Here is a 21,529-nt window from a genome sequence, read left to right as displayed (position 1 = left end):
GGTCCATGGGAAGGTACCTGGGCGCCCTCGGTGTCGTACTCCTGTTGCTTGCGAGCAGCGTGCTGGCGGCCGAGCCATTGACCTACAAGCTGTTGGGGCGCTCCACGGTCGAGGGGTATCAGGTCGAACTCGACGACAGCGACCGGCAGTGGTTGCGCAGCCAGGGCACTCTGGTGCTCGGGGCATCGGAGCCGGAGTACCCACCGTTCGGCATCACCAGCAATGGCCGTGACTATGAAGGCATCACCGCCGACTTTGCGCACCTGCTCGGGCAACTGCTGGGCGTTGAGGTCAAAGTTCGCAGCTACGGCTCGCGGGGCGAAGTGATCGCGGCACTCAAGGCGCGCCAGATCGATTTTCTCGGCACCTCCAACAGCTTCGAAGTAGCCGATCCGCAGGTGGTGCTGTCCAGCGCCTATGCCGATGACCAGCCGACCCTGGTCAGCCGAATCGATGCTCCCCAGGAGGTCACGCCGGACCTGGCGGGCAAGCGCCTGGCCATGGTCTATTACTACCTGCCTCCCGAACAGGTGCAGGCGTTCTACCCCAAGGCGCAGTTGCAACTGTACCCCTCGACCCTGAGTGCGATCGGTGCGGTCGCGTTTGGTCAGGCGGATGTCTACATCGGCGACGCCATCGGTGCCAACTATCTGATTCTGAAAAACTACCTGAACAACGTTCAACTGGTCGATTTCTCGCGCATGGAGGTCAAGGATTTTTCCTTCGCCCTGGCCCGAAACAACCCGCGCTTGCTGCACATAATCAATGCCGCGTTGGCCGCGATTCCCGCGGAAGAACGGCAGACTATCCTGCGGCGCTGGCATGCCGGCAGCGCCAGCCTCTCGGGGAAAAACCGTGTGCAGTTCACGGCCAGCGAACAGCGCTGGATGGACGCTCATCCCCGGGTTCGGGTGGCCGTCGACAGCAGCTTTGTACCGCTGTCGTTCTACAGCAGCGAGGGTGAGTTTCGCGGCGTGACGGCCGATCTGCTGGCCAAGATCAGCCTGCGCAGCGGCTTGAAATTCGACGTCCAACAAGGTTTCGCCGTGCCTGAACTGGTTGATCGGATCGAGTCGGGCCAGGCCGATCTGCTGGTGTCCCTGACCCCCAGTGCCGATCGAGTCGGCAAGTTGCGCTTCACCCGCCCTTATCTCAATACCCCCTACGTGCTGGTCAGCCGCGCGGGCGACAACGCGGCGGCGACCCTCGATCAACTGGACGGGCGGCGCCTGGTCCTGACCCAGGGCAGCGCCGTCAAGGACATGATCGCCACGCGCTATCCGGGCATTCAATTGCGCGAGGCGGGCAACGCCCTGGAGGCCATGGCCATGGTGGCCAGCGGCGAGGTGGATGCGGCGGTCAGCTCGCTGATCACCGCGCGCTACATGATTTCCTGGCAGTACCGCGATCAATTGCAGATCACCAGCACCGTCGGCACGTCTGCGGCCTATATGGCCTTTGCCACCGGGCTCGAGGCGCGGGAACTGCATTCGATCCTGGACAAGACGATGTTCAGCATCCCCCCGGAAGAAATGGACGAACTGACCAATCGCTGGCGCAGCGAGGTGGTGGTCGATGACAGTTACTGGCTGCGCTACCGTTCGACGATCATCCAGGGGTTTGCCATTGCCGGCCTGTTGTTGGTGGTGGCGCTGGTCTGGATCGGCTATTTGCGCCAACTGATCCGCAAGCGCGAACAGGCCGAACGGGCGCTCGGCGATCAACTGGAGTTCATGCGCGTGTTGATCGACGGCACTCCGCACCCGATCTATGTGCGCGATCGCCAGGGCTGCCTGATGGTCTGCAACAACGCCTATTTGCAGGTGTTCGGGGTTGAGCGCGAGTCGGTCATCGGCAAGACGGTGATCACCGGCAAGCTCAAGAGCGTGGTCGAGGCCAGGGTTTTCCACGAAGAGTATCTGCAGGTGATGGCGCAGGGACTGCCGCGTGTGCTCGATCGGCAGTTGACCCTGTCGGCTACGGATGTGCGCACCATCTATCACTGGATGTTGCCCTACCGGTGCAGCGATGGTCGGGTCAAAGGCATCATCGGTGGCTGGATCGACGTCAGCGAACGCCAGCAGTTGCTGGAACAGTTGCGCGAAGCCAAGAACGAGGCCGACGCGGCGAATCGGGCCAAGACCACCTTCCTGGCGACCATGAGCCACGAGATCCGCACCCCGATGAATGCGGTGATCGGCATGCTCGAGCTGGCGATGAAAAAGGCCGAGCAGGGGGTCATGGACCGCTTTGCCGTCGAGGTGGCCTCAGGGGCGGCGCGCGGCCTGCTGGAGTTGATCGGCGACATCCTCGACATCTCGCGTATCGAGTCCGGGCACCTGTCGCTGGCGCCCGAGCGCGCCAATCTGCGCGCCCTGGTGGAGTCGGCCGCACGGATTTTCGAAGGCCTGGCCCGCCAGAAGCAGTTGCACCTGCACCTGGAGGTGGATGCCGCCGCCAACCAGGACGTTTTGATCGACCCGTTGCGCTTCAAGCAAATCATTTCCAACCTGTTGAGCAATGCCATCAAGTTCACTGAACAGGGTCAGGTGCGCCTGCGTGTACAGGCCACGCCGGACGGTGACGGCCAGGGGCTGACGGTGCGCCTACGGGTGGAAGATTCCGGCAGCGGGATTTGCCTGGCGGACCAGCAACGGCTGTTCAACCCCTTCAGCCAGGCCAGCAACAACCAGCAGTCGGCGCGCAGCGGCTCCGGTTTGGGCTTGATGATCAGTCGCACGCTGTGCGAGATGATGGGCGGCACGCTGCAACTGTCCAGCATGCTGGGGCAGGGCACGCAGATTGAAGTGGGCTTGCACTTGCCGGTTCTCGAGTCCCTGGCCACCGCCCTTGTGCACAAGGAGGCGCCCCCAGTGCAGGGCCAGGTGCTGAGCATCCTGGTGATTGATGACTATCCGGCCAATCGTCTGTTGTTGTCCCAGCAACTGACTTACCTGGGGCATCGGGTCAAGGAAGCCCAGGACGGCGCTCACGGTTTGTGTGTCTGGCGCAGCCAGCATTTCGATGTGGTCATCACCGACTGCAACATGCCTCTGATGAACGGCTATGAACTGACCCAGGCGATTCGCGCCGAAGAGCGCACCTGGGGCATTGAACCCGGTCTGATCCTGGGCTTCACGGCCAACGCGCAGCCGGAGGAAAAAGTCCGTTGCCGCGAGGCCGGGATGGATGGCTGCCTGTTCAAGCCCATCAGCCTGCAGGACTTGAGTGCGTGCCTGGCATCCGTGGCCCCCGACACCGTGCCGGTCCCGACCCTCGAGGAGCGTCGCGAGCCCACCGATGCCATCGACCTGGACAACCTCGAACAACTGACCCGTGGTGACCGCGCGGTGCTCCGGAGCCTGTTGGGCGACCTGGCCAGCAGCAACGAAGAGGACATGTCGCGGCTACTGAAGTTGTTCACCCGCCATGATGTCAACGGTTTGGCAGACCTGGCGCACCGGGTAAAGGGCGGCGCGCGGATCATCAAGGCGCAAGCCCTGATTCACTGTTGTGAACGCTTGGAGGCCGCCTGCGAGGGGTTCGATGAGGCGCAACTGACGGCGGCGGTGGATCAATTGCAGCAGGCCATGGAGCGCCTGGGCGAAACCCTGGAACAACAGGTGGGCTAAGGGGCGAGGGGGAGCCGACTGTGCGGGGTCAATAGGTATGGGTAACTCTGGGAAATTTCCTACAAGTTTTAGGACGTTTCCTAATTAAGTTCAGGAAGTGGGCGGAGATAATCAGGCATCTTTTTTACATAACGGGCCGCCCAAATGATACTGCCGATCAGGGTTCTGGTACTTGAGGATCACCCCTTTGTCCGCGCTGTAGCCGTCAAGATGCTCACGCAATTGGGCTGTGAGGCGGTATTCCAGGCCAGTGACGGCGCGCAGGCGCTGGCAGTCCTGGAAGAAGTCGGTGCCGTGGACATCGCGCTGTGTGACCTGTGCATGGAGGGCATGGATGGCCTGGAGTTCTTCCGCCAGGTCGGGCAGTGCGGGTTGGTCGGCTCAATCATCATCAGCAGCTCGCTGTCGGCGGATCTGCGCCGCGCGGTGCGGCAGATCGTGGCGTTGTCGGGGCTCAGGCTGCTGGGGGATGTCGGCAAACCCCTGCATCCACGGGCGCTGGGCCAGTTACTGGAAAAACACCTGATCAGTCCCCGGGAAGAGCGAGTGCCGCCGCCAGCACCGCCGCCACCAGCCTGTGCCAACGAAGTGCGCCACGCCCTGCACGATGGCCAGTTCCAACCCTACTACCAGCCTAAAGTCGACCTGATGAGCAGTGCGGTTTGTGGTGTGGAAGTGCTGGTGCGCTGGCATCACCCGTTTCGTGGGGTGCTGTCGCCCGTGGCGTTCCTGCCGGAACTTGAGCGTGCCGGCTTGTTGGACTCGCTGTTGTTCACCCAGATCGACCAGGCCCTGACCCTGCAACGCCAGGCGCGCGAGCAGGGCTTTGCGATCAACGTTGCGTTTAACCTGCACGCCCAGCAACTGGCCAATCCGCTGCTGGTCTCCACCATCCGCGGCATTCTTGCGCTGCAGGGTACGCCAGGCTCGAGCCTGACCTTCGAACTGACCGAAAGCGGCCTGCTTGAAGCCCCGGCTACCAGCCTTGAGAGCCTGGTGCGCCTGCGCATGATGGGCTGCCAGCTGTCGATCGATGACTTCGGTGCCGGCTTTTCCTCGTTGCAGCGCCTGTGCCAGCTGCCGTTCAACGAGATCAAGCTGGACGCTGAGTTCGTCCGCACCTTTGAGGATCAACCACGTTGCCGGGCCGTGATCAGCAGCACCCTGGCCCTGGGGGATGCCTTGGGCATGTCGGTGGTCATCGAAGGGGTCGAGACCGAGCAGCAGCGCCAGCAGTTGCTTGCTTTGGGCTGCACCCAGGCTCAGGGCTACCTGTTTGCCCGCCCCATGAGCGGTCCCGATCTGTTGCATTGGCTGCAGGTGTCTGCAGTCGCGCAACAAAAAACTTGATCGAGCATGGAACTGTTTCTTTAGGAATAGTCCTACAGAAACGTCGCGGTGTTGCCCTTAGTCTTACAGCCTCTTGAAAGGGCTGGTTAAAGACCGGTCGCATTGTCTTTGCAGAGTTAGTCAACCATGCCAAATAAAGCCTTACGCATCCTTATCGCCGATGAGCAGCATTTTCATCGCATGAAAATCGAACGTGGCCTGAACCAGCTCGGTTACTACCGGATTGCCCCCGTGCACTCGCTCGAAGAGCTGCTGACGGTGGTGGAGTACGGCTGCGAACCCTTTGACCTGGTCATCCTCGATGCCAACCTGGCCGCCGGCGGCGGGCTGGACCCGCTGGGCTTGTGCCAGGACAACCTGCAGATCCGTCATGCCTTGATCTACGATGCCGAGCAAGCCGGGCTGCCTGCCCTGTATCCCGCTGCACAGCGCAAGGTGCGGCTCCATCAGGCCCGTCTACCCGACCAGGAAACCCTGGAGAGCCTGATGCGGCGTGTCGATACACCCATCCCACTGTCCGAGCGTGGACACGGCTGGCCGCGTGACAGTTTGCGTGCCTGAATAGCCTTGAACCGGACTACCGTTCGTCGGAACTATCAGATCTGACAGGTAGTCCGGGCCTTATCCCCGTGCAATAGTCTTGGCGCAGCCGTCGTGTCTGCGTTGGCGTACGCCTTCTACATCAGGAACTACCCATGAGTTCACTGTTGATCATCGATGATCATCCAGTTATTCGTGCCGCTCTGAAAATGGTGCTGGGAGCCCTCAAGGACGCCCGCAATCGGACGGTCTTCCAAACCATCATGGAGGCCTCCGACGGGATTGAAGGCCTGCAGATGATTCGTCAGCACGCGCCCACTCTGGTGGTGCTCGACCTCAATATGCCAGGGCTCAGCGGGCTGGATTTTCTCAGCCGCCTGCAGCGTGAGCGAATCTCCACGCGGGCGGTGGTGTTCACCGCCAATGAACCGCGGTTTTACATGGAGCGCTGCACCCGGGCCGGGGCCATGGGCTTCGTCGAAAAAACCAACGACCTGCAGGAGCTGTGCAAAGCCGTTCAAGCGTTGCTCAGTGGCTACACCTATTTCCCCCGGCTGGAGACCAGCACGGTCAATCTCAGCAGCGTGCAAATCGACGAGCAGCAGATGATCGACACGCTCTCGGACCGCGAGCTGAGCATCTTCCAGGCACTTGCCCAAGGTATCACCAACCAGGAAATCGCCGAGCGCCTGCACCTGAGCCACAAGACGGTCAGCACCTACAAGACCCGGCTGATCATAAAACTCAACGTGGAATCCCTGGTCCACTTGAGGGATTTTGCCAAGCGCAATCATCTGATCTGAAGGGCCATCGACATGCGTGCCTGGCTGCTGCTGTTGACGTTGCTCAACCTGTGCTGGTCGCCGAGCAGTCCTGCTGCCGGGCCGCAACCCTTGCAGTTGATGGGGCGCTCGAGTGTCGAAGGCTATCGGGTCGAGCTCGCGGCAACCGACTGGCACTGGCTGAGGAACCAGGGCCGTTTGCGGTTGGGGGCCTCGGCGCCGGATTACCCGCCTTTTGAAAACACGATCAACGGGGACAATTTCGAGGGCATCACCGCCGACTTTGCGGAGTTGATCGGTCAGTTGCTGCATATCCGGGTGGAGGTCCAGCGCTACGACTCGCGTCAGGCCGTGATCGCCGCGCTGAAGCAGGGTGAGATCGATCTGCTGGGGGCGGCCAATGGTTTTGAAGCGGCCGATCCGCAGTTGGTGATGTCCCAGGCCTATGCCGAGGATGCGCCCATCCTGGTGACCCGCCGGGGCGACAGTGCGCGCCTGGTGCCGGACCTGGCGAACCTGCGGGTGGCGATGCTCGACCATTACCTGCCGCCGCAGACTATCAGGGCGGCTTATCCCAAGGCGCACCTGCAGCTGTATAGCTCGACCCTGAACGCCGTCGGCGCGGTGGCGTTCGGCGGTGCGGATGTCTACCTGGGTGACTCCATCAGCGCCAGCTACCTGATCAACAACCACTACCTGAGCAACGTGCAACTGGCCCAATTCGCGCGGCTGGAAGTCAACCCGTTCGGCTTTGCCCTGAGTGTCGACAACCGGCGCTTGCGGCGCATCATCGACGCCGCGCTGGCGGCAATTCCGGAGCAGGAGCGCACCACCATACTGCGCCGCTGGAGCACCGGCAGCAGTTTTGGCGGCAGCCAACAGGTGCAATTGAGCGCGAGCGAGCAGCGTTGGCTGGAGCACCACCCCCAGGTCAAGGTTGGCTTCCTGCGCAACTTCGCACCGCTGTCGTATGAAGACGAAAATGCACAGTTTTCCGGGCTCGGCGCCCAGGTCCTGGACCGCATCAGCCTGCGCACCGGGTTGAAATTCCAGGCACTGGCGGGTGACTCCCTCGATGGCCAGATCGCCCGGCTCAAGGCCGGCGAGCTGGACGTACTGGCCGGGATCACCCCGACCCTCGAACGCCAGGCCATCCTGCGGTTCACCCGACCCTACCTGATCAACCCGTATGTGCTGGTCTGCGCGATCGGCAACAAGGCCCCAGTCACCCTCAAGGATCTGGCCGGCAAGCGGGTGGCGGTGGTCAGCCGCAACCCGCAACGCGATCTGATCCGCAGCCATGCCCCCAACGTGCGCTTCATCGAGGTGGACAGTCCCGCCCAGGCGATGGCGCTGGTGGCCAGCGGCGACGCCGAGGCGGCATTGAATACGTTGATCAGCGCGCGCTACATCATTGCCCGGCAATACCGCGACAAGCTCCAGGTGGCCAGTACCGTGGGCGCCGAACCGGTGCACATCAGCTTTGCCACGCAGCGTGGGGCCGTCGAGCTGCAGTCGATCCTGAACAAGGCGTTGCTCAGTATTGCGCCGGAAGAAATGGACGAATTGGCCAATCGCTGGCGCACGGGACTGCCGGTCGACGACAGTTATTGGGCGCGCTACCGCACCCCGATCATCCAAGGCTTTGTGGCCGCCAGCCTGCTGTTGCTGCTGGCGCTGGGCTGGATCACCTATCAGCGGCAGTTGATCCGCAAACGCCAAGTGCTGCTGGATCAAGTGCAGCAGGCCAGGGCCGCCGCCGACGACGCCAACCGCGCCAAGACCACCTTCCTGGCGACCATGAGCCATGAAATCCGCACGCCGATGAACGCGCTGATCGGCATGTTGGAACTGGCGAGCAAACGTGCCGAGCAGGGGGTGACCGACCGCGTCGCGATTGAAGTCGCATCGAATGCCGCGCAGCACCTACTGGAGCTGATTGGCGACATCCTCGATATCTCGCGGATCGAGTCCGGGCATTTGGCCCTGGTGCCGGAGCGGACCAACCTGCCGCTGTTGGTGACATCGGTGAGTGCGGTATTCGAAGGCCTGGCGCGGCAGAAAAAACTGGCGTGGCAGGTGGAGCTGGACGTGCGCTGCCAGCGCGATGTGTTGATCGACCCGATGCGCTTCAAACAGGTCCTGTCCAACCTGTTGAGCAACGCCATCAAGTTCACCCACACCGGGCACATTCGCCTGATGCTGCGGGTGGTGCCTGGCACCATGGCCGGGCATGTGGCGGTCAAGGTGGTGATCGAGGACAGCGGGATTGGCATCAGCCACGCCGACCAGCAGCGCCTGTTCAGCCCCTTTGTGCAGGCGGGCCAGGGCTCACAGGATGGGCGCAGTGGCTCGGGCCTGGGCCTGGTGATCAGCCGCACCTTGTGCGAGATGATGGCAGGACGTCTGCAACTGAACAGTGTGCTGGGCCGCGGGACCCAGATTGAAATTTCCCTCGATCTGCCAACACTGCCCCCCTTGAGCGAGTCGCCACCCGCCAGCGAACCCCCGACGACGAAGCCAGGGCGTTCGTTGAATGTGCTGGTGGTGGATGACTACCCGGCCAATCGCCAGTTGCTCGCCCAGCAATTGAGCCATCTGGGGCATCGGGTGCAGTTGGCCAAAGACGGAATAGAGGGGTTTCAATTCTGGCGCGAGCAGGTGTTTGACGTGGTCATCAGCGACGTCAACATGCCCGCGCTCAACGGGTATGAGTTGGCGGTCGCGATCCGCGACGAAGAACGCCGCCAGGGCTTGTCTTCCTGCCTGATCCTGGGCTTTACCGCCAATGCCCAGCCCGAGGAGAAGACCCGCTGCCTGGAGGCGGGGATGGATGATTGCCTGTTCAAGCCCATTGGCCTGCACGACCTCAGTACCGCCGTTACGCGGGGCACACTGAACACCCATGAGCCGCCGCCCCCTGCGTCCGTGGTCGATGCGGCCATTGACCTTAGTGGGCTGCGGCAGATGAGTGGGGATGATCCAGCGATGATCGATGATCTGCTGGTGCAACTGGCGGCCAGCAATGCCGAGGACATGGCACGGCTGCAGGCGCTGCATGCAGAAGGCCATGTGCCGGGCTTGCTTGAGCTGGCTCACCGCATCAAGGGTGGGGCGAAAATGGTCAGGGCCCGGCAGCTGATTCACGGTTGCGAGTTGCTTGAGGCCGCCTGCCAGGAGTCCGCCGACAGTGCGGCCCTGGAGCAGGCGGTGCAAGGCCTGGGGTCAGCCATGCGAGAGCTGGATCAGTACCTCAAAGGCTGAGCCGCGTGGGTCAATCCCAGTTCGGTGCGATGCCCTTGGGGCTGGTCAGGCGCTGACCGCGCTCCAGTCCGGCGATCAGTGCCATCTCGGCGTCACTGAGGGTCAGCCCGACCGCACCCAGGTTACTTTGCAGGTTGGCCCTCCGGGTCGATGACGGAATCACTGCGTAACCCAGCTGCATGGCCCAGGCCAGGGTCACTTGCGCGGCCGTCGCCTGATGCTGCTGGGCAATCTGCTTGATGACGGGGTCGTTGAGGATTTCGCCATAGGCCAGGGTCATGTAGGAGGTGATCTGAATACCGTGGCGTTGGGCAAATTCCACCACCTTGCGGTTCTGCAGATAGGGGTGCAGCTCGATCTGGTTGGTCGCGATGTTCTGCGCACCCACTGCGTCGATGGCTTGCTGCATCAGCTCGACGGTGAAGTTGGAAACCCCGATCTGCCGGGTCAGGCCCAGCTCCCGGGCTTGTTGCAGGGCCGCCATGAATTCCTCCACCGGTACCTGGTTTTCCGGGGACGGCCAATGGATCAAGGTCAGGTCCAGGTAATCGGTCTTGAGCTTGCGCAGGCTGTCCTTGAGGCTGGCGATCAGGTTGTCCCTGGCGAAGTTGGCGATCCAGATCTTGCTGGTGATGAACAACGCTTGCCGGTTGATACCGCTGGCGGCGATGGCTTCGCCGACATCGGCTTCGTTGTCGTAGATCTGTGCGGTGTCGATGGCCCTATAACCCAGCTCCAGGGCCGTGCTGACCGAATCGATGAGCACCTGGCCCTGCAGGCGAAACGTACCGAGGCCGAAGGCGGGAACAGACATGGGTGACTCCAGGAGGTGATGACGGGAATGACCCTGAGTATCCCGTGCCCCTGCCTTTAGAAAAACCGCTGTCCCGGCAAAGCATTGTTTACTGAAAATCACGAATGGGACCAGCCGCTGGAAGCTCCACGCTTGCCCCTAGGCAATATCGCTGTGGCTGAACTCTTCTCCCAGGAAATCGATCAGCGTGCGCACCGACGGCAGCAAGCCGCGGCGTGACGGGAAGATCGCATGGACAATCCCGCACTTGGGCGCCCAGCCCGGCACCAGTTCGATCAGGCGCCCGGCGGCCAGGTCGTCGCGCACCACCACGGCCGGCAAGTGGGCGATTCCCAGGCCTTGCAGCACGGCGGTGCGCAGGGCGATCAAGTCGTCGGTGACCAGGCGTGGATGATGGCGGATCAGCGCCGTGGCGCCCTGCGGGCCGAACAGTTCCCACTGGTATTCCCGTTGCGCCGCCCCCCAGTGCAGGCTGGGCAGGCCGCTCAGGTCGGCGGGCAGGGCGGGCGTCGACAAGCGCTGGGCGAACGCCGGGCTGCCCACCAGCACCTGGGTGCTGTTGCCTAGCACTTTCATCACCAGGTCGGTGTTTTCCAGGGGCGGAAACCGTACCCGCAGGGCGATATCAAACCCCTCGTGGATCAAGTCGACGCGGCGGTTGGTGCTCTCGATGAACAACTCCACCAGAGGGTACTTGAGCATGTAGCGCGTCAGCATCGGCCCGACCCAGGAATTGAGCAGCGCGGTCGGGCAGCTGATGCGCACCAGGCCCTGGGGTTCGGAGCGATTGCGCTCGATCAGTTCGGCGGCGCTTTCCGCTTCCACGCGCATTGCCAGGCAGCGTTGGTAATAGGCCTGGCCGATTTCGGTGAGCGAGCAATGCCGGCTGGTGCGGTGGATCAGGCGCACGCCCAGGCGTTCCTCGAGCTGGGCAATACGCCGGCTGAGCTTGGATTTCGGCATGTCCAGGGCACGCCCGGCCGCGGCAAATCCGCCGTGTTCGACCACCTCGGTGAAGTAATACAGGGTGTTCAGGTCTTCCACTATCGTTCCTCAAATAGAACGCTAAGAGCGATTTTTGCAGTCTATCCCATCAATGGTGGCGGATTTAAGCTTTGTCCATGTTCTGACTCAGCCCATTCGGAGGCACCATGAAAAACATCATCGGTATCTACACCAGCCCAAAAATGCACTGGGTGGGCGATGGTTTCCCGGTTCGCACGCTGTTTTCCTACGACAACCTGGGCAAACACATCAGCCCGTTCCTGCTGCTCGACCATGCCGGTCCTGCTGAATTTACCCCCACCAATGCCCGGCGGGGCGTTGGCCAGCACCCGCACCGCGGTTTCGAAACCGTGACCATCGTCTACGACGGCGAAGTGGAGCACCGTGACTCCACCGGCAGCGGCGGCAAGATTGGCCCTGGCGATGTGCAATGGATGACCGCGGCCTCCGGCATTCTCCATGAGGAGTTCCACTCCCAGGCATTCGCCAAGCGCGGCGGCACCCTGGAAATGGTGCAGTTGTGGGTCAACCTGCCGGCCAAGGACAAAATGGCCGACGCCGGCTACCAGACGCTGCTCGACGCCGACATCCCGAACATCGCCTTGCCGGACCAGGCCGGCAGCCTGCGCCTGATCGCCGGTGAGTTCGCCGGCCAGCGGGGGCCGGCACGTACCTTCACCCCGATCGACGTCTGGGACCTGCGCCTCAAAGGCGACAAGTTGCTCAACCTCGACCTGCACGATGGCCGCAACACGGCGCTGGTGGTATTGCGCGGCACGGTGCAGGTCAACGGCGTGGGAGCTGGTGCGTCAAGGGCAGTTGGCCCTGTTGGAGCGCAAGGGCGATCAACTGAGCCTGGAAGCCAATGGCGATGCCGTGGTGTTGCTGCTCAGCGGCGAACCGATTGACGAACCCATCGTCGGCCACGGCCCGTTTGTGATGAACAGCGAGCAAGAGATTCACCAGGCGTTCGCCGACTTCCAGTCCGGGCGCTTCGGCCAGATGCAGGGTTGACCCCTGCCGCTTCAAATCATGACTACGCTCCTTGAGCTGTAAGGGCTCACAGGTGGCGAACGAACAGCCGGTGCTGGACGTCCAGCATCGGCCGGGTACCCCCAACGCCGACGTTCACTCGGCATCGATAACACGCGAGGACTACTGCAATGACTACTTCTTACAAGCGTCTGGACAAGGATAATGCCGCCGTTCTGTTGGTGGATCACCAGGCAGGCCTGCTGTCGCTGGTGCGCGACATCGACCCCGACCGTTTCAAGAACAACGTGCTGGCCCTGGCCGACCTGGCCAAGTACTTCAAATTGCCGACCATCCTGACCACCAGTTTTGAAACCGGCCCCAACGGTCCGCTGGTGCCCGAGCTCAAGGCGATGTTCCCGGATGCGCCTTACATTGCCCGGCCTGGCCAGATCAACGCCTGGGACAACGAAGACTTCGTCAAGGCAATCAAGGCCACCGGCAAGAAGCAACTGATCATCGCCGGTGTCGTGACCGAGGTCTGCGTGGCATTCCCGGCCCTCTCGGCCCTGGCCGAAGGTTTTGAAGTGTTCGTGGTGACCGACGCGTCCGGCACCTTCAACGAACTGACCCGCCAATCGGCCTGGGACCGCATGTCGTCCTCGGGCGCCCAATTGATGACCTGGTTCGGCCTGGCCTGCGAGCTGCACCGCGACTGGCGCAACGATGTGGAAGGGCTGGGCACCTTGTTCTCCAACCACATCCCGGACTACCGCAACCTGATGACCAGCTACAACACCCTGACCAACAGCAAGTAACACTTGCCCGGGTGGCGTACGCCGATTCGGTACGCCATCCCTCATCCCCTGCAGGAGCAAAGTTGTGCTCCTGCAGGTTTTTCTGTGGTCCCTTCTTTGCCTGCCATCAATTGCTCCTACACTGTGTCGCAGTCCGTGCAATCGTCACGGCATTGGCATGGCTGGAGTGGTTCGATGCTGTCTTTTTTCACTGATCACCCGCTGATCTGCGCCTTGGCCCTGATTCTCCTCGACATGCTGTTGTGGCGGTTGCTCAGCGCCACCAGCAGTTACTGGAAGCTGCTGGTGCGGGTACTGATTTTCGCGTTGTTCAGCGTGGTGCTGTTCAACGAAGGCCTGAACCCGCTGCAGACTGCGCCCTGGCCGGACAATGTGCCGTTGCACCTGGCGGCGACCGGCCTGCAGATCGGCTGGTGGCTGTTCGCTGCGAGAACCCTGACGGTGCTGATCGGCGCGCTGATGATGCAGCGCGTCGGGCATACCGGGCGGTTGTTGCAGGACCTGCTGGGCGCGGTGATTTTCCTGATTGCGGTGATTGCCGCGCTGGCCTATGTCCTCGACCTGCCGGTCAAGGGCGTGCTGGCCACCTCCGGGGCAGTGGCGATCATTGTCGGCCTGGCGTTGCAAAGTACCCTCAGTGACGTGTTCTCGGGGATCGTGCTCAACACCACCAAACCCTATCAACTCGACGACTGGATCTCCATCGACGGCATGGAGGGCCGGGTCATCGACATCGACTGGCGTGCCACCCGCCTGCAGACCGCCCAGGGCAGCATGGCGGTGATTCCCAACTCGCTGGCGGCCAAGGCCAAAATCATCAACTTCAGTCGCCCCAGCGACATTTTCGGCATCGCGGTCAGCGTGCAGGTCAGCCCCCATGCGCGCCCGCAAACGGTGATCGAAGCACTGGAGCGGGCGATGCAAGGTTGCCGGCAATTGCTCGCGAAACCGGCCCCCAGCGTGGCATTGAAAAGTGCCAGCAGCAGTGGCGTGGAATACGAGATCAGCGCCTTTGTCAGCGCCATGCTGCACAAGCGCGAAGCGCGCAATGCCCTGTTCGACCTGGCCTTCCGACACTTGCAGGCCTCGGGTGTGAGCCTGTTGTCCAGCGCGGAAAACCAGGCACCAGAAGGCTTCTCGCGGCCGCGGGCACTGCTGGAAAGCTCGAGTATTTTCTCCACCCTGCGCCCGGACGAAAAAGACACCTTCAGCCAGAACATGCAACTCGTAACCTTGCGTGCCGGCGAGACGATCCTGGCGGCGGGCGACGTCAGCGATTACCTGTTCATCATCGAGTCGGGAGTGGTCTCGGTGACCCTCAGCCGCGACGGCAGCCCGTTGGAAGCCGGGCGCATGGGGCCGGGGGAGGTGATCGGTGAAGCCGGCATCCTCTCCGATGCTTCGCTGCCGGCGGACTTCTCGGCCAAGACCTTCTGCAGCCTGTACCGCATCGAAAAGGCCTACCTCAAACCCTGCCTCGACGCCCGCCATGACATCAGCGAAGCCATCCACGCCTTGCTCGACTACCGTCTGCACAGCGCCCAGACCCTGAGCCAGGAAGTGCCGAAAGTGCTGGCGAAAAAAGGCTTTCTACAGTGGTTGCGTCGTCGGCCCTAGCGCTCGGTCAATCAGAGAGATGTCAGGCAATCGGCGAGCAGAGTTCCACCAGCGTGCCGTCCGGGCAGCGCACGTAGGACACGGTCTGCCCCCAGGGTTTGTGGGTGGGGGCGGCGATTTCCCGGGCGCCAGCCTGCAATGCGCGAGCGTGGGCCGCCACCACGTCGTCGGTGACCAGGGCCACTTCCATGCCCAGTGGCTTGGCCGAGGCATGGGCCGAGACGTGGCCCGTGCTGAAATTCATGCCGGCCAGCTCATCGGCGGCAAAGGCCAGGGCGGTTTCGCCGGTTTCCAGTTCGCCGTAGGTGCCCGATTCATGGAGGAAACGGGTGGCCAGGCCGAAGGCCGAGGAGAAGAATTCGAGGGACGCGCGAACGTCGGGGACGTAGATGATCAGGTAGCCGAACTTCATCGGTGGACACTCCTTGTTGTGCCGGTTGGCGGGCGAATCTAGCACGAGACAACGCTGGCCTGCGACCTGGCAGGCCAGCGTCCGGCTTCAGAAGTTGTACTTGAAGCTGGTCATCAGGTTGCGCGGTGCGCCGTAGTTGCCGTAATAGCCGGCGTAGCTGTAGTACTCGCGGTCGAAGAGGTTGTTGAGATTGACCGAGGCACTGAGGTTCTTGCTGATGTCGTAGCGCGCCAGCAGGTTGGTGATCGCGTAGCTGCCCTGAGTGAAGGTATGCAAGTCGCTGCCGACCTTGCTCTGCCAATTGACACCACCGCCGACGGTCAGCTTGTCGAGGTCGCCGCCCAGGCGGTAGGTGCTGAAGGTCTTGAGGCTATGGCGGGGCAGGGTGGTGTTGATACGCTGGTCGTCGGCATCGGTGGTGACGGTGTAGGCGTAGCCCGCGCCGACCTGCCAGCCGTCGAGCAATTGCCCATCCAGTTGCATCTCCATGCCTTGGGAAGTGGTGTCCTGCTCGGACTTGTAGACGTTGCTGCCGGGGTACTCGGCTTGCCACACCGCGAGGTTGTCCTGTTCCAGCTTGAACAGCGCCAGGCTGGAGTTTAACTGGCCATCGTAATGGCTGCCTTTGATCCCGACTTCATACCCGGTGCCCTCCATCGGGTCCAGCGGCTTGTTGTTTTCATCCCGAACCCAGGAGGCTTGCGGGTTGAAGATTTTGGTATAGCTGGCATACAGCGACCAGACCTCGTTCAGGTCGTAGACCACCCCGGTGTAGGGAATGAAAACCCCGGTCTCGCGGGACTGGGTTTCGCTGGCCTGCGCGCCATAGGGGCGATCTTCGGTGTCGCGTTTCCAGTCCACCAGGCGCCCGCCGAGGATCAGGCTCAGGTCGTCGCTGACGTGGAAGCGTCCGGTGAGGTAGGCGGCATACTGGGTCTCGTCGATGGACGACTTGCCGGTGACCGGGAAGTCCGGCTTGGGGTTGTTGCCGTGGTAGTCGAACAGGTTGTCGATGGCGCCCGCCGGTGAGCCGGAATAGTCATAGCGCCAGCCACCGTAGCTGGGGACGTTCTCGTTGTACTTGGACAGGGTCAGGCCACCGATGATTTCGTGTTCGCGACCCAGCAGGCTCAAGGGGCCGGTCAGGTAAAGGTCGAGGTTGTCCTGGCGCGGTGTGCCGGCAAACTTGACCGGCAACAGGCTGGTGCCGCTGCCATCGGTCTGCAGGGTACCGTTGAGGTAGGTGAAGACCTCGTCGAATTTATTCTCGGTGTGGGTGAACTCGACCTTGCCGCTCCAGCCGTTGCCCAGTTGCTGCTCGATGGAGGTGAAGTAACTGGTCTGCTCGTGGTCATTGTGCGACCAGTCCGGCGAGGCGTTGGTCGAGCGGCTGAGATCGGTGCGCTGGCCATTGGGGAAACGTGTCGGCAGGCCGGAGCGCAGTGGCGAATCGACATCGGTGCGCAGGTAGCTGAAGCCCAGGGTCAACAAGGTTTCCTCAGTGAGGTCGAATTCGCTGATGCCATACAGCAGTTGTGAGTCCTGCTTGAAGCGGTCGACCCAGGCACCGCCGGTCTTGTAGTCCGCCACCACTCGACCGCGCACGTTGCCGCTCTCGGTCAGCGGGCCGGACACGTCAAAACCGCTACCGTAACGATCCCAGTTACCGGCTTCGCCCGTCACGCTGGCCTGGGCCTCGGCGGTCGGGCGCTTGCGGATCAGGTTGATGGTGGCGGACGGGTTGCCCATGCCACTGATCAGGCCGGTGGCGCCTCGCACCACTTCCACGCGGTCGTACTGGGCCATGCTCTGGGCGTAGTTGTCCATGCGCGTGACGGTCGGCACGCCGTCGATCTCGAAGTTCTGGATCTCGAAACCCCGGGACCAGAAACTGTCGCTTTCTGCGCCCAGGCCGTCGCGCAGCACGATGATCCCCGGGGTCGCGTCCATGGTGTCGCTGAGGGTGGTCAGGCGCTGGTCATCCAGGCGCTGGCGGGTCATCACGGTCAGCGATTGCGGGGTCTCCTTGGGGGTCAGGTTCAGCCGTGTCGAACTGCTGGACGACAGCGTGGTGTAGGAGCCGCTGCCTTCGGTGGTCGAGCCGGGCGCCTTGCCGGAAATGCTCAGGACGTCCAGCTGCAACGCATCGGTGTGCTGCCGCCGGGCGATCTGGTATCCACCGTTAGTGCTGCGCAGGGCCTCCAGGTCGGTGCCGGCCAACAGGGTGGCGAGGCCGTTATCGACCTCGAAGCGACCGTTCAGGCCCTGGGTGGTGCGGCCCTCGGTAAGCTCGGCGGGATAGCTGAGCAGCAAGTGCGCGGTTTCGCCAAACTGTGCCAGGGCGTTGCCCAGGGCACCTGCGGGAATGGCAAAGTCCAGTTGCTGCTGCGTTGCCTGCACTGCGCTCGCGGCCAGCAGTAACGGGCTGGCGAGGCTCATGCAGGCCAGGCCTTGCAGCACGGCGGCGGCCAGCTGTTGCTTGATCAAGTGTGGCCGCCCGTGGCGTGTTGGATGCGCGTGCTGCATAGGTGATTCCCCAATAAAAGTGATCTTTGGGGATACGAGTCTCGCCAGAAACGGAAACGGCTCACCCGTGTGCAAAAAAACGTCAGGCCAGGTTAGGCCTGGCTTTGAGGGTGACCCAGTAGCGGGTCAGGTGCTGCACGTCGAGGTTGAAGGTTTCACTCAGGGCGAGCAGCACCTGGTCGGTGTCGTGCAGCGGAAACGTCCCCGAGACCCGTAAGTCGCCCAGGCTCGGATCGCAGCCCAGATGGCCTCGCCGGTAGCGTGCCAGCTCCGCGAGGAAGTCGGCCAGGCGCTGGCCCTGGGCGACGATCATGCCGTGGCTCCAGGCCAACTCGCCCGCACGCAGGGGGCGTTGGGCGAGCAGGCTGTGCCGATCGAAGCTGACCACTTGCCCGGGGGCCACGCTGATCGACGGATTGCCTCGCGCCTGCGGGTAAATACCCAGGCCGCCGCTCTGGCTGCTGGCCTGGGTGAACCCCTGGCGTTGGCGCACGGCCAGTTGCTGACCGAACATCTGCACTCGACCTTCGGTGGTTTCTACCCATAAGGGAAGGGCCGTGGCCGAGTTGAGCAGCATTTCGCCGCGCAACAGACGTATCACCCGCTGCTGCGGATCGAAGCGCATTTCGATGGCGCTGTCGGTGTTGAGTTGCACCTGTATCTGGTCAGCCAGTTGAACGGTATGGTGCTCACCGACCGCACTGCTGAAGTCGCTGCGCCAGTCCTGTACCAGCGCGCTGTCGCGGGCGCTCCACGCGGTACCGCCGGCGGCCAGCAACAGGGCAAGGTTTTTCAAGGCGCTGCGCCGCGACAGCATGGGCGCCAGCGCGGCGTTGGCGAGTGGGCGCTGGCCCGGTGATCGCAGGCTGCTCATGCGCGAAGAAAACGCCTGGGCCCGTTGCCAGGCCATTTCATGCAGGGCGTCGGCCTGGCGCCACTGCAGCCAGTGTGCGCGGGTTTGTTCGCTGACGTGGGGGGCCTGCAACTCCAGCAGCCAGTGCATGGCCTGCTCGGCGACGGGCAGGGGAATCGGCGCTTGGGTGGATGACGCGCCCCGCGACTCCATCAGCTCCAGCCCCCATCCAGCAGGATGCACTGGGCACCGGCCTTGATGATGTAGCGTTTGACCGTGGCAATCGACACCTGCAGGCGCTCGGCAATCTCGCCATGGCTCAAGCCGTCCAGTTGCGACCAGAGGAAGGCCTTGCGCACGGGCATCTCCAGACGTTCCAGCACGGCATTCAGTTCGAGCAGGGTCTCCAGGAGAATGGCTTGGGTTTCGAGGTCAGGTATCACTGCCTCAGGCAGGGTGGCCAGGGCTTGCAGGTAAGCCTTTTCGAGTTTCTGCCGGCGGTAGTGGTTGGACAGCACACTCTGCGCCACCGTCGCCAGGAAACTGCGTGGGGCCTGGACCTCGATCAGTTCGGTCTTGGCCAGCAAGCGCACGAACACGTCCTGCGCCAGATCCGCGGCACTGTGGGAGCAGCCGAGCCGACAGCGTAACCAGCGTTGCAGCCAGGAGTGCTGCTCGCGGTACAGGGTGGCGAGTCCGTGATGGCTGGCGGGAGAGGTCGAGGGCATGGGGATTCGCACGGCGTGAGAGGCGGGAAAGTTACAAATGATAATGATTATCATATTTGCCGTTGGCCTGGCTGGCAAGCACCGTGAAATATCCCTTCTGGCATCCCCCAAAACCGCCGTCGCTTTAAAAACTCAAGATTTCAGCCAGACTTGCCGATGCAGTCCTTGACCCCCCAAGGAGCGTTGATCATGAACCGCAAGCAACTGTTGCTCGGAATCAGTTTGTACGCTGCATTCAATGGCCTGTGTGTGGCGGCCAGCGCGCCCTCCCAGGGCGTTATCCACTTTCAGGGTGCGATTGTCGAACCCGCCTGCACCTCGAGTGCGGGCGAGGGTGCCGTCGTGGCGCTGACGGGGTGCTCGGCACAGAGCCGCGGGACGACTATCGAGGCGCAACGCCTGGTTCCGGTCAGCCAGGTCACGGCCCTCGACGCTTCGACGGTCAAGGTCAAGGTCAAGTTGCTGGCCGAGACGGGCCGGGACAGTCGGTATTTCGATCGGCAGTATCAGTTGCTGGACGAAACGGGCAAGCCGGTCCGCTCGGGCAATTACCTGATCACCCTGATCATGCCGTGAGATCGGGCACAGCTAACGTAGGCGAGGGTTGAGAGGACGGGTGGCCAGGCGCTGCATTGCCGGCATTAATAGGAAGCATTACTATTCACGCCATCGCCAACACAGCGCTCCGCAATGACCCCCAAGCTGCCCCGCAGACCCGGATTTTTCGAGCACTACGAAGAGTTGGTCGGTACTTGGACACGCCGGTTACGCAACCGGGCGTCAGCCGAGGACCTGGCCCACGACACCTTCGTGCGGGTGCTGGAATCCGACTCGAGCCAGGTGCAGCAACCACGGGCCTATTTGCACCAGACGGCGCGCAATATCGCGGTGGATGGTTACCGGCGTGAGGACCGTCGGGGGGCCATGGAGTCCGAGGCGCTGGATCTTTGTGGATCGTCGAGCGATGACCCGGAGCACTACATGCACGCGATCCAACTGGCTGACTGCATCGAGCGGGCGCTGTCCGAGTTGCCCGTCAACTGTCGCACGGTGTTCATCTGGCAGAAGCTCGAAGGGCTGACCCAGGCGGAAATCGCCGAACGCCTGGGACTGTCTAAAAACATGGTGGAAAAGTATATGATCCGCACCCTGCGGCATCTACGTGAGCGCCTAGACGGGGCTGCGCCATGAATCCCCCGCCATTCCAAGCCACCGCCCGACAGGACCTTCCATGATGGATAACCGTGATTGCGCGTGCGGACAGGCCACGGTTCGCGACGAGGCGGCGCTGTGGTTTACCCGTGTGCAGGACGCACCGCTGAACCCTGGCGACCAGCAACGGTTTAGCGCCTGGCTGGCGCAACACCCTCAGCACCGCGATGAGTATCAACTGCTGCAAGGCCTGTGGAGTGCCACCGAGCTGGTGCCCAAGGCGCGCCTGCAAGCCCTGTGCGCCACCCCGTCCACGCGGATCAAGCGCCGGCCTCTGCTGCAGTATGCGGTGGCGGCCAGTGTGCTGGCGGTGGCGGTGGGTGTCGGCCTGTTCAATGGCCTGGCTGGCCCGACCAGCTACCAGGCGCAGTTTTCCACCGTGTTGGGCGAGCGCCGCCAGGTGAACTTGCCGGACGGCTCGCTGATCGAGCTCAACAGTCGCAGTCAGGTCCGGGTGAATTTCCAGGGCGACCACCGGGGCATCGAGCTGACCCAGGGCGAAGCCATGTTCAACGTCGCGCACGACAGCCATCGGCCGTTCGTGGTGGTGGCGGGTACGGGCAAGGTGACGGTGACCGGCACTCGCTTTGATGTACGCCGCGACGCTCAGCAAACGCGGGTCGTGGTGGAGCAGGGCAGGGTCAAGGTGCAGGGGCGCGACAGTGAGTGGGTCAGCCTCACGGCAGGGCTGGCGACCCGGATTGACGCTCAGGGGCGGGTTGCCCGGGCCCAGGCGGTCGATGCCCAGGCGCTGACCGCCTGGCGCAGCGGCAAGCTGGTGTTCAACGATGCCAGCCTCAGTGAAGTGGCGGCCGAGGTCTCGCGTTATCGGGAGCGGCCGTTGACCGTGGGCAGCGCAGCGGTGGGCAATCTGCGTCTGACCAGCGTGTTCAAGTCCGACGACACCGAGGCCTTGCTCAAGGCCTTGCCGAGCATCCTGCCCGTGGCGATCCGTACCCGCGAAGACGGCAGCCAGGAAATAATTGCGCGATAGATTCAGGTTT

Annotated in this window: 16 protein-coding genes and 1 pseudogene; 11 read left to right on the top strand and 6 right to left on the bottom strand. The window is 62.8% G+C overall.

The genetic code is table 11. The annotated features are described in order from the left end of the window. Nucleotides 1-5 precede the first annotated feature (5 nt). The 5 genes from Q1W70_RS02005 (at nt 6) to Q1W70_RS01985 (ending at nt 9,568) form a co-directional block, all read left to right on the top strand. On the top strand, nt 6-3,632 hold the full coding sequence (locus tag Q1W70_RS02005) for a transporter substrate-binding domain-containing protein (protein ID WP_302098602.1): 3,627 nt from the start codon (nt 6-8) through the stop codon (nt 3,630-3,632). Between the two features lie 144 nt (nt 3,633-3,776). After that, entirely contained in the window at nt 3,777-4,982 is a 1,206-nt protein-coding gene (locus Q1W70_RS02000) for an EAL domain-containing response regulator (RefSeq protein ID WP_302098601.1), read from the top strand. A 126-nt stretch (nt 4,983-5,108) separates the two neighbouring features. Further along, nucleotides 5,109-5,543, top strand: coding sequence for an ANTAR domain-containing protein (locus Q1W70_RS01995; RefSeq protein ID WP_166590814.1), 435 nt, complete (start codon nt 5,109-5,111; stop codon nt 5,541-5,543). Nucleotides 5,544-5,677: 134 nt separating this feature from the next. Then, nucleotides 5,678-6,325: a response regulator transcription factor gene (locus Q1W70_RS01990; protein ID WP_166590813.1), complete on the top strand. Its 648-nt coding sequence runs from the start codon at nt 5,678-5,680 to the stop codon at nt 6,323-6,325. A 12-nt stretch (nt 6,326-6,337) separates the two neighbouring features. Continuing rightward, entirely contained in the window at nt 6,338-9,568 is a 3,231-nt protein-coding gene (locus tag Q1W70_RS01985) for a transporter substrate-binding domain-containing protein (protein WP_302098600.1), read from the top strand. Nucleotides 9,569-9,578: 10 nt separating this feature from the next. Here the strand turns inward: Q1W70_RS01985 and dkgB are convergent, their stop codons facing one another. Together dkgB and Q1W70_RS01975 are read right to left on the bottom strand one after the other, a co-directional pair. Continuing rightward, nucleotides 9,579-10,382, bottom strand: coding sequence for a 2,5-didehydrogluconate reductase DkgB (dkgB, locus tag Q1W70_RS01980; RefSeq protein ID WP_166590811.1), 804 nt, complete (start codon nt 10,380-10,382; stop codon nt 9,579-9,581). Nucleotides 10,383-10,520: 138 nt separating this feature from the next. Beyond that, nucleotides 10,521-11,429: a LysR family transcriptional regulator gene (locus Q1W70_RS01975; RefSeq protein WP_166590825.1), complete on the bottom strand. Its 909-nt coding sequence runs from the start codon at nt 11,427-11,429 to the stop codon at nt 10,521-10,523. 104 nt (nt 11,430-11,533) lie between these two features. Here Q1W70_RS01975 and Q1W70_RS01970 point away from each other — a divergent pair. The 3 genes and pseudogenes from Q1W70_RS01970 to Q1W70_RS01960 all read left to right on the top strand — a co-directional run bounded on the left by Q1W70_RS01970 (nt 11,534) and on the right by Q1W70_RS01960 (nt 14,794). Further along, a pseudogene (locus Q1W70_RS01970) lies at nt 11,534-12,401 on the top strand (pirin family protein). 149 nt (nt 12,402-12,550) lie between these two features. Next, entirely contained in the window at nt 12,551-13,177 is a 627-nt protein-coding gene (gene ycaC / locus Q1W70_RS01965; protein WP_166590809.1) for an isochorismate family cysteine hydrolase YcaC, read from the top strand. A gap of 174 nt (nt 13,178-13,351) precedes the next feature. After that, on the top strand, nt 13,352-14,794 hold the full coding sequence (locus tag Q1W70_RS01960) for a mechanosensitive ion channel domain-containing protein (protein ID WP_302098599.1): 1,443 nt from the start codon (nt 13,352-13,354) through the stop codon (nt 14,792-14,794). A gap of 22 nt (nt 14,795-14,816) precedes the next feature. On the opposite strand, the gene Q1W70_RS01955 is transcribed toward Q1W70_RS01960, so the two are convergent. From Q1W70_RS01955 to Q1W70_RS01940, 4 genes are all read right to left on the bottom strand, one after another. Next, complete coding sequence (locus Q1W70_RS01955) at nt 14,817-15,206, bottom strand: VOC family protein (protein ID WP_166590807.1); 390 nt, start codon at nt 15,204-15,206, stop codon at nt 14,817-14,819. Between the two features lie 87 nt (nt 15,207-15,293). Further along, nucleotides 15,294-17,645 carry a TonB-dependent siderophore receptor gene (locus tag Q1W70_RS01950; RefSeq protein WP_256669857.1) on the bottom strand — a complete coding sequence of 784 codons (2,352 nt, stop codon included), beginning with the start codon at nt 17,643-17,645 and terminating at the stop codon, nt 15,294-15,296. Between the two features lie 169 nt (nt 17,646-17,814). After that, on the bottom strand, nt 17,815-18,828 hold the full coding sequence (locus tag Q1W70_RS01945; RefSeq protein WP_232534590.1) for a DUF4880 domain-containing protein: 1,014 nt from the start codon (nt 18,826-18,828) through the stop codon (nt 17,815-17,817). Next, nucleotides 18,798-19,313, bottom strand: coding sequence for a sigma-70 family RNA polymerase sigma factor (locus Q1W70_RS01940; RefSeq protein WP_166590805.1), 516 nt, complete (start codon nt 19,311-19,313; stop codon nt 18,798-18,800). Before Q1W70_RS01940 ends, Q1W70_RS01945 begins: the two co-directional genes overlap by 31 nt. A 189-nt stretch (nt 19,314-19,502) precedes the next feature. On the opposite strand from Q1W70_RS01940, the gene Q1W70_RS01935 reads away from it, so the two are divergent. From Q1W70_RS01935 to Q1W70_RS01925, 3 genes are all read left to right on the top strand, one after another. Further along, complete coding sequence (locus Q1W70_RS01935; RefSeq protein ID WP_302098598.1) at nt 19,503-19,889, top strand: type 1 fimbrial protein; 387 nt, start codon at nt 19,503-19,505, stop codon at nt 19,887-19,889. Between the two features lie 114 nt (nt 19,890-20,003). Further along, nucleotides 20,004-20,504: a sigma-70 family RNA polymerase sigma factor gene (locus Q1W70_RS01930; protein WP_166590803.1), complete on the top strand. Its 501-nt coding sequence runs from the start codon at nt 20,004-20,006 to the stop codon at nt 20,502-20,504. A 40-nt stretch (nt 20,505-20,544) separates the two neighbouring features. Then, a complete protein-coding gene (locus Q1W70_RS01925; protein WP_302098597.1) occupies nt 20,545-21,519 on the top strand; it encodes a FecR family protein in 975 nt (324 codons plus the stop codon). Nucleotides 21,520-21,529 lie beyond the last annotated feature (10 nt).

Origin of the sequence: Pseudomonas kielensis, from assembly GCF_030505375.1 — a bacterium.
GTDB classification, from domain to species: domain Bacteria; phylum Pseudomonadota; class Gammaproteobacteria; order Pseudomonadales; family Pseudomonadaceae; genus Aquipseudomonas; species Aquipseudomonas kielensis.
Note: the sequence above shows the minus strand (reverse complement) of the source record. Positions and strands in the feature narration are given on the sequence as shown.